Here is a 16,553-nt window from a genome sequence, read left to right on the forward strand (position 1 = left end):
TAGTCTTTAGCCGCCCATCTGCTTTTAAATCCTATTTATTGTCTAATAAATAAGGTCTATAGTCAATATGATTCCATACTTATTCACATTACTTTAAAATATTTATAATTAAAACCTTTAGCTACCCAAATTTTTACTGGAATCTCTCATAGTTTTTATTGTATAATATACATCTCACTGTAATTTTCAGTGAAAGTACACCAAATTACTAACAATAATACGTTCAAAAAATTATCCACAGAATATTTTTTTGAAACTTATCCACAGTTGTTAAAATAAAAAATAATCCACAGCCAATTAAAATTTATTTGTCTGTGGATTATTTTCAGTTTTAATTCATATTTCTTATAATTTCATTTCCAAATTCTTTAGTAGAAGCACTTCCACCTAAATCAATAGTTAAAACTTTTCCTTCCTCAAAAACCTTTGTTAAAGACATTTCTATTTTTTCCGCATATTCATATTTTTCTAAATATCTTAACATCATTATTGCTGATTGAATTAATGCTGTAGGATTAGCTAAATTTTTTCCTGCTATTTGAGGTGCGCTTCCATGCACAGCTTCAAAGACTGCAAAGTCATCCCCAATATTAGCTCCTGGAACAATTCCTAATCCTCCAACTAATCCTGCACACAAATCTGATAAAATATCTCCATAAAGATTTGGCATAACTAAAACATCATATTTATCAGGATTTAATACTAAATTCATAGCAGCAGCATCAACTATTAAATCCTCATGCTCTACTTCGTTCTTTTCACATTCTTTTCTAAACACATCTAAAAATAAACCATCAGTTAGCTTCATAATGTTAGCTTTGTGTACACCTGTTATTTTTTTTCTCTTGTTATCTTTAACATATTTACAAGCAAAATTAACTATTTTTTCACAGGCGCTCTTTGTTATTATTTTTATGCTCTCTGCGCCATAATCCCCTAGCTTATGTTCTATTCCTGCATATAAATCTTCAGTATTCTCTCTAACTATAACTAAATCGACATCTGAATACCTTGACTTTATTCCTTTAAAGCTTTTTACTGGTCTTAAATTAGCATAAAGATTTAATTCTTGTCTTAAAGTCACATTTACACTTTTAAATCCGTATCCTATAGGCGTTGTTATTGGGCCTTTTATAGCTACCTTATTTCTTTTTATTGATTCTATAACTTCTCTTGGAAGAACTTCTCCAGAGATTTCAATTTGCCCTTCGCCAGCTTGTACTTCTTCCCATTCTATTTCTGCACCACTAGCACTTACAACATTTTTCATAACCTCTACTATTTCTGGTCCTATTCCATCACCTGGTATTAAAGTTACTCTATTCATAAATTCTTCCTCCTTAAATTATCTTCTTCTCTTATGATAATTTATTTTTCCACCGGCTTTTATGATTTCTTTTTCTTCTTTCGATAAATTTATCTGAACAAGTATCTCCGTATTTTTAGTGATATTTTTAACTTGTAAAACACCATTTTCTAAATTATTAAAAATATCCTCAATAATAAACTCATCCATTAACTCTATAGAATCGTAATCTTCTTTACTACTAAACTCCATAGGGATTATTCCACTATTTATTAAGTTCGCCTTATGAATTCTAGAAAAGGATTTAGCAATAACTCCTTTTACTCCAAGATATAGAGGTGCTAATGCCGCATGTTCTCTACTTGACCCTTGTCCATAATTCTCCCCAGCTATTATAAAACCACCATTATTTTCTTTAGCTCTTTTAGGAAAATCTTCATCAATAGTATTAAAACAATACTCAGATAAGTATGGTATATTACTTCTAAAAGGAAGCAACTTAGAGTTTGAAGGCATTATGTGATCTGTAGTTATATTATCTTCAACCTTCAATAAAACTTTTCCACATATTTTCACTTCAAGCTTTGAGTTAACAGGAAAACTCTTTATATTAGGTCCCTTTATAATATTTTCACTCTTATCCATAGAAGGACTTAAAATCATACTATCATCTATCAAGAAATTGTACTCTTCTTTCTCTTCTAAGTTTATATTTAACTTTCTAGGATCTGTTAAAACTCCTTTTAAAGCTGAAACTGCCGCTACTTCTGGACTAACTAAATAAACCTTAGCTGATAAAGTTCCACTTCGTCCATAGAAATTTCTATTAAAAGTTCTAAGTGAAACTTCATTAGTTCCTGGAGATTGTCCCATTCCTATGCAAGGACCACAAGAATTTTCTAATATTCTAGCACCAGAACTTATGATATCTCCTAACGCTCCGTTTCTAGAAATCATCTCCATAACTTGTCTTGATCCTGGAGCAATAACTAAACTTATATCCTTGTTAATTTTTCTTCCTTTTAGTATTTTAGCTACCTTCATTAAATCTTCATAAGAAGAATTTGTGCAACTACCAATAGCAACCTGATCAATCTTTATTTCTCCAACATCTTTAACTTTTTTCACATTATCGGGACTATGTGGAATTGCAACTAAAGGCTCCAATTCACTTAAATTAATTGTCATTTCTTCATCATAAAAAGCATCTTCGTCTGCTTTTAATTCACGGTAGTCCTCTTCTCTTCCTTGTTTTCTTAAAAATTTTAATGTATTTTCATCACTTGGGAATATTGATGCGGTTGCTCCAAGTTCTGCTCCCATATTAGTTATAGTGGCTCTTTGAGGAACAGTAAGAGTATTCACACCATCACCAGCATACTCATATATTTTTCCCACTCCACCCTTAACAGTTTCTATCCTTAAAACTTCTAAGATTATGTCCTTTGCAGAAACCATGTTCTTAAGCTTTCCTGTTAAATTAACTTTACAAACCTTTGGAACAACTATTTTATATGGTTTTCCTGCCATAGCTAAAGCAACATCTAACCCTCCTGCTCCAATAGCTAACATTCCACATCCACCTGCTGTTGGCGTGTGACTATCCGACCCTATTAAGGTTTCTCCTGGACATGAAAATCTCTCTAAAAAAACTTGATGACATATTCCATTACCAGGCTTTGAAAAATGAATCCCATATCTATTAGCAACAGTTTTTATATACTTGTGATCATCTGCATTTTCAAACCCTTGTTGAAGCATATTATGATCAACAAAAGCTACACTTCTCTTCGTCTTTACTCTATCTATATCTAAAGCTTCTAATTGAAGATATGCCATAGTTCCTGTAGAATCCTGAGTTAAAGTTTGGTCTATTTTTATTCCAATAAAATTTCCTGTTTTAAGTTCGCCTTCTACAAGATGAGTTTTTAATATCTTATAAACTAAATTATCCCCCAAATTTATTCCTCCTCTTTATTTATTGCTCATTTTAAAATATTTTTATCTTTAAAAATATAAATATATTTTTTTACTGATGCCCCATTTATTTATCAATAAAAAAATTTTCTATTTAATACAATAATCTTTATAAAGTTGTACTATTTCTTTGTCAAATAAGCTTCTCTTCAGCATTACTGAAAGTTCTCTAACCTTTTCTAAAAGACAACTTGCCTCTCCTTCTTTTAGAATAATTCCATACTCTTTGAACTTATTTACCAAAGCTGCTTTTCCAGAATGTTTACCTATGACTATTTGTCTTTGTAACCCTACTTCATCTGGATTAAAAGCTTCATAAGTTTTAGGATTTTTAAGAGCCCCATCTGCGTGAATACCTGATTCATGTCTAAACATATTATCTCCAACAATAGCTTTCCATGCAGGTAATTGTCTTCCTGAAGCCTTAGATACATATTCTGATACCTCTTTAAACATTTCTGTTTTAACTCCAATATCATATCCATGAACATATTTTAAACCCATAAGCACCTCTTCTAAAGCCGCATTTCCAGCTCTTTCTCCAAGACCATTAACCGTAACTCCTATATGATTTGCTCCCCCTAAAATTCCAGCTATAGCATTTGCTGTGGCCATTCCAAAGTCATTATGAGTATGCATTTCTACATCAATATTAGTATTTTTCTTAATCATTTCGATCTTTTCTCTTATACTAAATGGATCCATAACTCCAACAGTATCACAATACCTAAATCTATCTGCTCCAGCCTTTTTAGCTTCCAATATAAATTGACAAAGGAAATCATCATCTGCCCTTGATGCATCTTCTCCATTTACAGAAACATATAAACCATTTTTCTTTGCAAACTCTACAGAATTAATCATATTTTCTAAAACCCATTCTCTAGAGCTCTTAAGCTTATGCTTTATATGGATATCAGATACAGAAATAGATATAGCAACTGCATCAACTCCACAATCAATAGATTCTTCTATATCCTTTTTATTTGCCCTATTCCAGGCCATTATGCTTGGTTTAAGATTTTTCTTACATATTTCCTTAATAGCCTTTTTTTCATCTCCTCCCATAGTTGGAATACCAACTTCTAATTGATCAACGCCTAGTTCACTTAACATACTTGCAATTGTAATTTTCTCGTGATTAGCAAAAACAACACCTGCAGTTTGTTCTCCATCTCTTAATGTAGTATCAACTATATAAATCTTTTCTCCAGTATTTTTATCTATAACCGCCAAATCAATTTCCCCCTTTCATTTTTAAAGAGTATCTTATCACAGTGATAAAGCTTTTTCTATATACTCTCATAATAAAAATATTTATATGTTTAAACTAAAAAAAGATGACTAAAAGTCATCTTTTTTAATTTCATATAATTATATAGCTAATTTTAATTGTTCTTTTAATTCATTTGTGCAGAAAGAAGCATCTACACTATCTAAATAAATCTTTTTATAGTCTTCAAAATCTATATTAAAAGCTTTATCTACATTTTCAAATTCTTCAGTAAGAGTTATATTAGAAACTGTTCTATTATCTGTACTTAAGTTAACTTTTATATCATCCTTATGATATTTATAGATAGGATGTTCTTCATATTTAGCTACACCCTTTGTATCTATATTACTCTTAGGACACATTTCTAATGTTACTCCCTTATTTTTAACTAAATTATACGCTTCCTCATCATTAAATATAAATAATCCATGACCTATTCTCTCGGCACCTAAAAGTTCAATGGCATCTCTAACATTTTTTCCGTAACCAGTCTCACCTGCATGTATTGTAACTCTAAATCCAGCTTCTCTAGCCACCTTCATTACTTCTTCATAAGGTTTAACGAAGTTTTCTAATTCACAACCAGCTAAGTCTATAGCAACAACACCTTTTCCTATGAATTTCTTACCAGCCTCAATAACTTCATAAACACTATCTACAGAGTGATGTCTTAAGCATGATAATATTACATTACCTCTTATATCATAAAGCTCCTCTGCTTTTCTTATTCCTTTTATTACACTAGATATTACCTCTTCTTGAGTCATGCCTTTTTCTAAGTGGAATAATGGAGCAAATCTTATTTCTATATACTTTACATTTTCTTTGTTTGCATCTTCCATTAACTCAAATGCTACTCTTTCTAGATTTTCTGGTCTTTGTAATATACTTACAGGAAGATCAAATCTCTTTAAGTAATCATCTAATGATTCGCACTCTTCTGGAATAACTAATAATTCTTTTACCTTATCATAATCATAGTTATCTAATTCAATTCCTTCTTTTTTAGCTAATTCAATTGCTGTTTCAACTCTTAATGATCCATCTAAGTGACAATGTAATTCTATCTTTGGTAAATTTAATAAATTCATTTAAATATCCTCCATTAACTTAATTATTTATCTTATTATTCAATCTATAATTTCATAACATAAAAGCTTAGCTTTAATTTTATTTAATATCAAAGAATTTAATATTTGAAACTAATTTAGATAAAAAATTCAAAAAAAAATTCTTGATTACGAAGAAAGCAAATAGGCTTTCTTCGTAATCAAGAATTCTCGGTTCTTGGTAGAAACCCCCAATCCATATCATTAGGGTTATACGAAGTAACGTTTATTTTTATTTATTTTACCACATAAAAATTTATAGTCAATAATATTTTGTTAAATTTAAGACAATTCCATTTTAAACATAAAAAAGAAAAATCTATACATATATTTTAAGATTTTCTTATTTTATAAAATTTATAATCCTATAACGGTTTTTAAACTAAATAATACATCTTCAAAATATAAATTATAGATTTTTCTATTTAAAACTTGCCTATATTCCTATTATAAAAGCATTAAACGCAATGGTAAGCTTTTTTATTACCTTCTAAGTGAGAACATCTATCTTCTCTTTCTTGGTATTTTCCTGGACCAAATCTTTCATCAAGACTTAGGTATCCAGTAACTCTTGATACTCCTTGAATATCTTGACTTCCACAATTAGTACATTTGCACTCATTGTTGTGAAGATATGTTCCACAGTTTTTACAGTATCTTATATGGAAGTTAATACCCATATAACTTATATTAGTTTCCTTATAAGCATAGTTAACTATTTTCATTATAGTTTCTGCATTTGGACAATCATCAACTTCTATATAACTAATATGTCCACCATTACATAATTTATGATATGGTGCTTCTATATCAATCTTATTTTTTATTGATATTGGACAATAAACTGGAACATGATAACTATTAGTGTAGTAATCTTTATCTGTTACCCCTTTAATAATTCCAAAAGCCTTTTGGTCTTGCTTTATAAATTTACCTGATAAACCTTCTGCTGGTGTAGCATAGCAACTCCAGTTAAGTTTAGTTTCCTCAGCTAATCTATCACAATATTCTCTTATTCTTTCAACTATCTTTAATCCTAGCTCTCTAGCTGCCTCATCTTCACCATGATGCTTTCCTGTTAAAGCTATTAAAGTTTCCGCAACTCCTATAAATCCAATTCCCCAAGTTCCTTGCTTTAAGATTGGTTCGATTGAATCATCTGGTCCTAAGTTTTCTGCACCTTTCATTAATCCTTGACCTGCTACGAAAGGTAGATCCTTAACTCTTAAGTTCTTAAGAACTCCATATCTATGCATTAAAGATTCTTTAGCTATTCTTAATCTATCATCTAATAGCTCAAAGAATTTATTAATGTCCTTCTTTGCTAATATTCCAAGTCTAGGAAGGTTTATAGTTGTAGGGGCTATATTCCCTCTTCCTTTACATCCTGGCTCACCATTAACATTTTTCATAAGATAAGTTCTACATCCCATAGTTGCTGGCATATATCCTTTATCATAATATTCCTTATTAAAGTCCGCATCGATATTCATGAAAGTTGGATTCATTCTTTTAGCTGCTACTCTACATGCTAATTCATATAAATAGAAGTATGGATCTTCAGTTTCTCTATTTACACCTTCTTTTACTCTAAAGATTATGTTAGGGAATATTGGTTGTTCTCCTCTTCCTAACCCTTTTTCGTATTCTAATAAGAATATTTCACAAACTAAAGCCGCATCTTCATTATATGGTATTCCTAAGTTTAATGAACTAAATGGAACTTGAGATCCAGCTCTTGAATGCATTGTATTTAAGTTATAAACAACACCTTGCATTGCTTGGTGTACTCTTTCTCTTAATTTCTTCTCTACTAATTCATCTAACTTAGCACCTTCTAAGCCTAAACCTATATACTCTTCTCTTATTTCTTGTCTTGTAGGCTCTACAAACACACTCATATCATTATCAAAGTCTGGGTGTGATTGACCTCCAAACATATCATTTTGAGTTGATTGTAATAAAATACATGATAATTCCGCTGCTGTCTCTATTCTTCTTGGTGCATTAATAGTTCCGTATCCAGTGTTAAATCCACTTTGTAATAACTCACCAGTTGGTATGTGTAAGCAGTTTGTAGTTAAGTTATAACTATCTAAATCATGATAATACACATCTCCATTTTCATGAGCTTTTGCTAATTCTTTAGGCATTGTAGCTAAGTTATACCATTTGTTAGATTCTGAAGCTATTCTTAAAAGTTTTGATGAGAAGTTATTTCCTACGTTAGCATTATCTCTATCTGTCTCTACTCCGATCTTACTTATAGCTTTCATTAAATCTGATTTAATCTCTCTAACTTTTGTTCTTTCAGTTCTATATGCCTTATATGCTGTTGCTACTTTATTAAACCCATTATCTCTTAAAGCTTTTTCTACTAATACTTGAATTTCTTCAACAGTAACATCTGTCTTACCAGACATCTCTATATAATTAATTACCTTCTGTATAGTATCTAAAACTTGACTTTCTCTTATTGTAATACCAACTTCATTGGCCGCTCTCTTTATAGCATTTGCTATTTTATCCGCATTAAATCTTGATTCTCTACCGTCCCTTTTCACAACATGTAGCATTCTTACTTCCTCCACTCCACTATATCTTGTACTCGAATCATTATACTCTACTATTAGTAGTTATGCTAATTTTTAAAAATCCTTATACTTAAAAAATTACTTATTATCTCCCTTTTTTCTTCTTTTTCTTAACCTATATTCAATTTTTCTTTAGTTGACATTAGTAAAAACTTATTCACTACTTCTCCATATGATGAATAATATTCCATATAATGTAACATAATAAATATATGAAATTTAATCCATAGGAGGTATTTAAATGAAAAAAATCACCTTAATTTCTTTTCAATTAATAATAAGTTTATTAATTGGATTATTTCTTGGGAATTTAATAATGCCCTTAAAAACTTCTGAAAAAATAGATACATTAAAAAAGATAGATTCAGTAAAACTTACATTTAACGAGGAAGATATAACTAATTATAATTCTGAAAATATATCTTTAGAAACTTTAAGTCCATATACAGGTAATATATTAGAATCAACCTCAATTGATAATATACCTTTTATATGTATAGTTGAAAATTCTAGAGAAGCTCGTCCACAAAGTGGACTTTCTGAAGCTGATATAGTTTATGAAACTATGGCTGAAGGTGGAATACCTAGATTCCTAGCTGTCTTTTATGAGAATTCTCCTGAAGTTATTGGTCCAGTTAGAAGTGTCCGTCCATACTTCTTAGATATATCTAAAGAATATGATTTACCTTTTGCTCATTGTGGTGGAAGTGCTCAGGCGTTAGCCACTATATCTAGTGATGATTCCTTAAACAGTATAAACGAGATAGCTAATGGAAGTGCTTTCTGGAGAGACAATACAAGAAAGGCACCTCATAACCTTTATACTTCTGCTAAAAATATAAGAAACTTTATTTCACAAAAAGATTATAATTATTCAAAAGATAATAACTTAGAATTCATAGATAATGCTCTTCTAGGTTCTTCAAATTATATATCTGAAATAGATCTTAACCTAAGTAATTATTATAATACATCCTATAACTATGTAGATGGATTTTATGAAAAGTATATGGATAAAGAGCTTTCTACTGATAAAAATACTGGAGAACCTTTAAAATTTAAAAATATAGTGATACAAATAACTGACATGAATGTTCAAGCTGATAATACTCATTTAGACATAGATTTAGTTGGTAGTGGAGAAGGCTATTTATTATCTAATGGTAGAATGGAGAAAATCCACTGGAAAAAAGAAGATTCTGATAGTAAAACTATATTAAAAACTGAAGATAATACTCCCGTATACCTATCAAGAGGTAATACTATTTGGCATATAGTAGACGAAAAATCTTCCATATCTTTTAAGTAATTTTATAATTAAGTTCATAAGTAAACCGTTTTCTCTATTAATAATCTGTTTTAATATATTATTAACAGATTATTTTCTCTTTGTACCATTATCAATATTGATAATGGTATCACTATTGATATATAATGCATTTAAAGAGAAAAATAAACTTAATTCTCACAGATTTAAATATCTGCTGGATTTTAGTAGAAATTATCTAAGGATACTAACTTGATATAAAGCCATTTATAAAATGAATTATTTTTAGGTTAGTAACTATACGATAAAATGATTGGGGGCATATAAAATGCAAAAAATCGCTATAATAACAGACAGTTCTTGTGACTTAACTATAAATGAAATAAAAGAATATAACATCAATATATTACCATTAAAAATAATATATAAAGACAGAGAATATAATGACATTTTTGATATAACACCAGATCAAGTTTATGAAAGTTTACATGTTGAAGTTCCAACAACTTCGCTATGCAGTCCTGATTATATAAACTCAGTATTAGATAAATTAGAAGCAGAAGGATATACTCATATAATAGGTATATTTATCTCTAGTGCATTATCAGGTACATTTAATGCTGCTAGATTAGTTATTGAGGAACGTACTTCTATCAAATCTTATTTATTTGATAGTAAGATAATAGGATATCCTTTAGGAGCTATAGTTTTAAAAGCTGCTGAGCTTGTTAAAGAAGGAAAAAGCTTTGAAGAAATAGTTGCAGCACTTCCAAGCATAAGAGAAGCTACAACAGGTTACTACACTCTTAATACATTAGAATATTTAAGACGTGGTGGAAGAATAGGTAAGGTTTCTGGAACAGTTGGAGACTTGCTTCACTTAAAACCAATAATATCAGTTGATGAACATGGTGCTTATTGTACTATTGCAAAGGCAAGAGGAAGAAAGCAATCATTAAAGAAGCTTACTAGCATAATTTTAGAACATCTTGATGAAAGTAAATGCGATATAGCAGTTCTTCATGGTATGGCAGAAGAAGAAGCTAACCAAATTCTTGCTTCAATAAAAGATCATCCTAATCTATTAAATTCTCAAGTAAGAGAAATAGGTGCTGCTATGGGTGTTCATGCTGGACCAGGAATGGTAGGAGTTTCAATTCAAAAGGAAATTTAATTATGTATAATGATGAATTTATAAAAGCTGAAGAAAAACGCCTTTATGATGAATATAAAAAACAGGTAGCTAATCTGAAAAAAGTACAAAAAGAAAAAGATGCAGTAGGACAAGTCTTTACTAAAGGACTTCTTCCTATATACGCCTTATATATACTTAGTATTAAGCCTACCAATGGAAATGATTTAGCTCAAAAAATTGGTGAACAGACTAATGGTCTTTGGATTCCTAGCACAGGAGGTATTTATCCTCTACTAAAAAAACTAGAAAAACAGGGTTTTGTAGTAGGTATGTGGGACGATCCCAAAAGAAAAATACAAAAAGTATATTCTTTAACACCAGAAGGTTTCAAGGAATTTGAAGAAAAAAAACATCTACTAAAACCTAAAATAAAAGAAGCTTTAGAAGTTTTCAAAATAATATATTCACATCTTTATAATGAAACGGAAAGATTCTAAAAGAGAAATCATCTCTTTTAGAATCTTTTGTTTTTAATAGTATTATTCAGCTTTAATAGCTGCTACTGGACAACTTTCTTCTGCTTCTTGTGCTGCATCTTTACTATTTTCTGGTACTTCATCAACAATTGCATGTGCTTTTCCATCATCATCCATATCAAAAACATCTGGAGCTATTGATGGACATAATCCACATCCAATACATGTATCTTTATCTACTACTGCTTTCATTTTTGTTTCCTCCTTAAAAATTTATTTTAACAATAATAGTATTCTCCAAATCAAATATTCTATTACTATTTACCATAATAGAATCTAAAATCTTTTTAAAAAAATAGAGATATAACTCTAGTGAGTTATATCTCTTATTTTTATTAATATAAACCTTCAAATATTAATGAATATAGTGAATTTTCAGCAACATAATCTTCTGCTTTTCCATTCTCTAAAGCTTCAGTTAAATCTACGTTTATTGGTAATTCTCCTATTAAAGGAAGACCTAAATACTCAGCATGCTCTTCTGAAGATTTTTTGCTAAATACTTTCATCTTCTTACCACAATCACACTCTATGTAAGCCATGTTTTCAACTACACCTCTTACATTGACATTCATTTTATGAGCCATAGTAACTAGTTTCTTAACTATCATTGATACCATGTCTTGAGGCGTTGAAACTATTATTAATTCCTTTATAGGGAATGTTTGCATTACTGTTAATGTTATGTCACTTGTTCCTGGTGGCATATCTATTAATAAATAATCTAACTCTTCCCAATCAGTATCTTTAAACATTTGATTTAATACCCCTGTAACCATTGGGCCTCTCCAAATTACAGGATCATCTTCAACTTCCATAAGCAAGTTCATTGAAATTACTTTTATACCTAAGTCAGTTTTTACAGGAACAAATTTAACTTGTTTTCCTTCACTGTCCATAGCAATTATATCTGCTCTTTTTTCATTTATACCAAAGAATCTTGGCATTGATGGACCAGTTATATCAGCATCTAAAACACCAACTTTATATCCCTTTTTAGCTAATTGAGTTGCTAATATTCCAGTAACAGTCGACTTACCAACTCCACCTTTACCACTTATAACTCCTATAACATTTTTAATGTTTCCATAGTTAGTTCCTAATTTTGCTGGTACTGATGAATTACATCCTCCATCTTTACTAGCTGAACTACATTTATCTTTATTTGCACAACTTGCACAACTTCCCATAAGAAAACTCCTCCATTCTTTTAGCTATCCCATTCCTTTTGAACATCTTGCCATTTGTCATAAACATTAATGTCCCAAGAGTTTTTATACACTCCATCTACATAGAATTTTTTCTCTGAATGAGTTTCTTTATTCTCAATCGTTATTATAGTTCTAAACATAGTAGAAGTGTAACCATAATTTCTTACAGTAACTATTATATCAAAATCATCCCTATTATGGTTCATTATTGAAGCATTTGGTACTATTTGTTTTATTTCTTTTTCAAAATTTTCAATATCTGCTGATAACATATACTTTGTACAATCTCTATCTCCAAGTATATCAATACCGACTTTAGCATTATCTTTATTTAATTCATCCTTATCTTTTTCTAAAACCTTAAGCACTGAATCATAATATATTTCATCAAAAGCTCTAGGCTTTCTTATTACTTGCATATTTTGCATTAAATAGTTATCTAATCTCTTAGATATTCTGTAAAAATGATCATCGTTATAGAAGTTACCTTCTCCATTATTTTTTACCCCTGTTACATAGTAAAAAGTTTTAACTTCATCTCCAACATGGATTTCAAAAATATAATCTGGAGGTAAGTCAGTCTTCTTGTTAACAACCTCAGCTTTAGATAACATACTATATATATTATCTATTACAGATTTTTCTTTAACCAAAAATCTGAATCCAGGGTCTCTTGTACTTTGAATAACTATTTTATCAACTTTATTTTCTTTTATATATTCAAAGTCATTATTTTTACTTCCCCAAAATTTGGTGGTCATTTCTTTAGCTGAACATCCAACAATGCCTAATCCTAGAATTAAACAAAGTACTATTAGAATCAATCTTTTATTTTTCACTTGTTTCTTTTCTCCCTTTTAATTTATTTATATTATATAGTGCTATCCCTCCTATTAATATAAATATTGATATAAATTGAGATGTTGATAATGCTCCTACATTTCCTCTAGGGTCATTACGTAAAAATTCTACAAAAAATCTTCCTATACTGTATATTATCATATACATACCAAGAGTTTTTCCCTTTTCCTTATTTCTATTACCATACCATAGTAAAAATAATGCTAATGCAAAATCAAAAATTGATGAAAAGATTTGTGTCGGATATAATGGCACTCCAGCTGGTGCTAATGAACCGTCTGGGAAAACTATACCTATAGCACTTGAAGTTTCAGCACCATAACAACATCCTGCGAGCAAACATCCTATCCTTCCAAACCCTTGAGCTAAGGCTAATCCAGGCACTATTAAATCTCCAAGTTCTAATATACTCCACTTATTTTTTATACAGTATATTGATATACCTAAAGCCCCTCCAAATATAGCTCCATAAATTACAAAGCCATTTCCAAAATCTTTAAATATCATGCTTGGATCTTTAATAACAAGTTGCCATTCAGTTATTATGTACAGTATCTTTCCTCCTAAAATACCTGAGATCACTGTTAATATGGTTGCATTGAATAATTTATCTTCGTTGTAACCTCTCTTAGTACCCAGCTTTAATAATAATAATACTGCACAGATTATGCCTATTCCTATCATAAATCCATAACTGTAAATCTTCAAGCCAAAGATTTCCCCTAAAACAATCCTCATAAATTCCTCCAATATTTATTTGTAAATTTAAAAGAGAAGCATATTAATATGCTTCTCTTTTAAATTTAATTATAATACTTATACAAAGCCAAATCAAATTTTCTATTGGCTATGCTTTAAACTATCAATTATAGCTTTATATATAATAGAATAATCTTCTTTATGCTTACTTTCACTTGCACTAAATAAGACCTTCACAACTTTATTCTCATCTAACTCTTTATAATAAATTGTATTTACGTAAATTATTCCTTTATCATTTTTTTCTTTAAAAACTACCTTTTTTACAAGCTCATTATCAATCTTTTCATCAGTTATTACATAATCGCTTACATTATCATTGTTTAGTTTTTTCTTATCATCTTCAATCATTTTTCCTAGATCTTCATTAGAATTTAATATTTGCACATATCCCCATAATCCCATACTATCACTTGTAAAATTATTATCATAAATAATATAATTGCCCGGATATTTCTTTTCTTCAACATCCCAACTATCAGGTAACTTATAAGTTAAAATACCATCAAGGGCGGTATATGTATTTAGCCCTTCAATATTGTTATTTATTAATGCAACCTTTTCTAAGTTTCCATTAAACATATTTTCTCCAGTAACTAATATTAACATAAGTAAAATTAGTATTAAGGTTATGCCTAATTGTTTTTTGTTCAAAAAAATCACCTCTTTTCCAATTTGACTAAAGTCTATATTTAAAATATATTCAATCCTTATATAAAAATTACTAAATAAAAGAATAATATTACATAAATAAAAAACTGTTTATATAGCTTTTTATTTCTACATAAACAGTTTCTAATCTAAATTATTTCATAGGAATTACTACAGATGAACTTTCAAAATCATAGAACATCATCCAATAGCCATTTTCTTTATCCTCATGTTCGTCCTCATATTTACCCCAACGTTTATCATCATATTTATCCCATGTAACAAATCCAGTTCTACCTCCATAAGGTTGATCCTCTCTATCCTTACTTCCTGGAATAGCATATAGCATATATTTTATCTTGCCATCTTTATCACACTTTATTCCGAAGAAGAAGTGCCCTGACCTACTTATATAAGGATAGTAATTTATCATAGGATAATACATCATGGTATATTTATTATAGTTTGACATATCGCACATATCATCAAAGCTATTCACATCCACTTTATACCATGCACACCTCTTGATATCCTCTGCAAATCCTGGAACCATTTTGCATCCTTCTAAGGCTCTCATTAATGCTTCTCCTATAGGACTATTGAAATCAACTTTATAGGTATCATCTTCTTTTTTCTTACACTCTCTAAATTTAATATTTTCTATTTCATTTTCATATTTTAAGAATCTTTGTTCCATTTCAGAGAATTTTCGCTCTCTTTCATAAGGTTCACCTTCATAAGATTCACATTCATGCTCTAAATCTACTTCACTTATAAATCCATCACAATCACACTTTTCTTTATCCTCGTGTTCTTTCTCTTTACATCTAAATTCATTATCTTTATCTCTCCACTTTTTCTCTTTATCTCTCCATTCCTTCTCTTTTTCTTGCCATTCTTTTTCTTTTTCTTCCCATTCTTTCTCTCTTTCTTGCCATTCTTTCTCTCTTTCTTCCCATTCCTTCTCTTTATCTCTCCATCCTAGCAATTTCTCTTTTTCCATTTCTTTTTGTTTTTTCATCTTCTTTTCTTTTTCCATTTCTTTCTGTTTTTTCATCTCTTCTTGTTTTTTCATTTCTTCCTGCTTTTTCATTTCTTCTTGCTTTTTCATTTCTTCCTGCTTTTTCATTTCTTCCTGCTTTTTCATTTCTTCCTGCTTTTTCATTTCTTCCTGCTTTTTCATTTCTTCCTGCTTTTTCATTTCTTCCTGCTTTTTCATTTCTTTTTGTTTTTGCATCTCTTTCTCTTTTTCCATTTCTTCACAGGATTTACTCTTATACTTATCTTCTTTCATGCTAGGATATTCTTTTTTAGTTTCTTCTTCCTTCTTATGTTTGTCATAATGGGCACATTCTTTACCTGCAACCATTTTAATCTCGTAATTCTTCCAATTATCCTTTGGCATTTGATTATTTAAAAATCCACACATAAAGAATACTGTTCTACCATTAATATCTTTTCCAATAGCTGCACCAACTATTTTGTCATAAGATATATTTAATCCCCCTATGTTGATAGAATCATATTCTAAACTCATTTCAGCCTTTCCCTGTTGACTTATGTTCATTGGACCAAGATTTATATTCTTTTTAAAATCTTTTTTGTTACAAATAAGCATCATGTAACAATCCTTGTATTCTTTCTTTAAATTCTGAGCATAAAAAGAAACCTTACATTTATCACTCTTAGTTTCTATCTTGGCATATCCAGTTAAAGGCTTGTCTGAAGCCATAGAATGTCCTTTTTCATCTTCTTGTAATATTATAAAACTTCTATATGATTTATTATGTGCCAATTCTCTGGTCCCTCCAATATAATTTTATTCTCTACAGTATATGAATAAATAAAAAAAAAGAGAATAAAAATTTAAA

14 protein-coding genes and 1 riboswitch are annotated in these 16,553 nt (G+C 29.7%); of the genes, 3 read left to right on the forward strand and 11 right to left on the reverse strand.

Annotation, left to right across the window (positions count from 1 at the left end; translation table 11 throughout):
- Positions 1–331 precede the first annotated feature (331 nt).
- The 5 genes from AC2A4K_RS16325 to AC2A4K_RS16345 form a co-directional block, all read right to left on the reverse strand.
- Entirely contained in the window at positions 332–1,327 is a 996-nt protein-coding gene (locus tag AC2A4K_RS16325; RefSeq protein WP_322504751.1) for an isocitrate/isopropylmalate dehydrogenase family protein, read from the reverse strand.
- An 18-nt stretch (positions 1,328–1,345) separates the two neighbouring features.
- Entirely contained in the window at positions 1,346–3,265 is a 1,920-nt protein-coding gene (locus tag AC2A4K_RS16330; protein WP_322504752.1) for an aconitate hydratase, read from the reverse strand.
- 108 nt (positions 3,266–3,373) lie between these two features.
- Positions 3,374–4,519: a homocitrate synthase gene (gene nifV, locus AC2A4K_RS16335; protein ID WP_322504753.1), complete on the reverse strand. Its 1,146-nt coding sequence runs from the start codon at positions 4,517–4,519 to the stop codon at positions 3,374–3,376.
- A 138-nt stretch (positions 4,520–4,657) separates the two neighbouring features.
- Positions 4,658–5,650, reverse strand: a complete 993-nt coding sequence (gene add, locus AC2A4K_RS16340) for an adenosine deaminase (RefSeq protein WP_322504754.1) — start codon at positions 5,648–5,650, stop codon at positions 4,658–4,660.
- A 156-nt stretch (positions 5,651–5,806) separates the two neighbouring features.
- A riboswitch (purine riboswitch) is annotated at positions 5,807–5,906 on the reverse strand.
- Between the two features lie 220 nt (positions 5,907–6,126).
- Entirely contained in the window at positions 6,127–8,244 is a 2,118-nt protein-coding gene (locus AC2A4K_RS16345; RefSeq protein ID WP_322504755.1) for an anaerobic ribonucleoside triphosphate reductase, read from the reverse strand.
- Positions 8,245–8,503: 259 nt separating this feature from the next.
- On the opposite strand from AC2A4K_RS16345, the gene AC2A4K_RS16350 reads away from it, so the two are divergent.
- The 3 genes from AC2A4K_RS16350 (at position 8,504) to AC2A4K_RS16360 (ending at position 11,161) form a co-directional block, all read left to right on the forward strand.
- Positions 8,504–9,571, forward strand: a complete 1,068-nt coding sequence (locus tag AC2A4K_RS16350) for a DUF3048 domain-containing protein (RefSeq protein ID WP_322504756.1) — start codon at positions 8,504–8,506, stop codon at positions 9,569–9,571.
- Positions 9,572–9,857: 286 nt separating this feature from the next.
- On the forward strand, positions 9,858–10,703 hold the full coding sequence (locus AC2A4K_RS16355) for a DegV family protein (protein WP_322504757.1): 846 nt from the start codon (positions 9,858–9,860) through the stop codon (positions 10,701–10,703).
- A 2-nt stretch (positions 10,704–10,705) separates the two neighbouring features.
- Positions 10,706–11,161 carry a PadR family transcriptional regulator gene (locus tag AC2A4K_RS16360; protein ID WP_322504758.1) on the forward strand — a complete coding sequence of 152 codons (456 nt, stop codon included), beginning with the start codon at positions 10,706–10,708 and terminating at the stop codon, positions 11,159–11,161.
- Between the two features lie 42 nt (positions 11,162–11,203).
- Here the strand turns inward: AC2A4K_RS16360 and AC2A4K_RS16365 are convergent, their stop codons facing one another.
- The 6 genes from AC2A4K_RS16365 to AC2A4K_RS16390 all read right to left on the reverse strand — a co-directional run bounded on the left by AC2A4K_RS16365 (position 11,204) and on the right by AC2A4K_RS16390 (position 16,477).
- Complete coding sequence (locus AC2A4K_RS16365) at positions 11,204–11,392, reverse strand: ferredoxin (protein WP_322504759.1); 189 nt, start codon at positions 11,390–11,392, stop codon at positions 11,204–11,206.
- Positions 11,393–11,535: 143 nt separating this feature from the next.
- Positions 11,536–12,390 carry an Mrp/NBP35 family ATP-binding protein gene (locus AC2A4K_RS16370; protein WP_322504760.1) on the reverse strand — a complete coding sequence of 285 codons (855 nt, stop codon included), beginning with the start codon at positions 12,388–12,390 and terminating at the stop codon, positions 11,536–11,538.
- Positions 12,391–12,410: 20 nt separating this feature from the next.
- Positions 12,411–13,250 carry a YhfM domain-containing protein gene (locus AC2A4K_RS16375; protein WP_322504761.1) on the reverse strand — a complete coding sequence of 280 codons (840 nt, stop codon included), beginning with the start codon at positions 13,248–13,250 and terminating at the stop codon, positions 12,411–12,413.
- Positions 13,240–14,010 carry a prolipoprotein diacylglyceryl transferase gene (locus AC2A4K_RS16380; protein WP_322504762.1) on the reverse strand — a complete coding sequence of 257 codons (771 nt, stop codon included), beginning with the start codon at positions 14,008–14,010 and terminating at the stop codon, positions 13,240–13,242. The genes AC2A4K_RS16375 and AC2A4K_RS16380 overlap by 11 nt, the downstream gene beginning before the upstream one ends.
- Before the next feature lie 102 nt (positions 14,011–14,112).
- Positions 14,113–14,694 carry a hypothetical protein gene (locus AC2A4K_RS16385; protein ID WP_416173362.1) on the reverse strand — a complete coding sequence of 194 codons (582 nt, stop codon included), beginning with the start codon at positions 14,692–14,694 and terminating at the stop codon, positions 14,113–14,115.
- A gap of 142 nt (positions 14,695–14,836) precedes the next feature.
- Entirely contained in the window at positions 14,837–16,477 is a 1,641-nt protein-coding gene (locus tag AC2A4K_RS16390) for a hypothetical protein (RefSeq protein ID WP_322504764.1), read from the reverse strand.
- Positions 16,478–16,553: the final 76 nt, after the last annotated feature.

This window comes from Clostridium sp. LIBA-8841 (assembly GCF_057782475.1).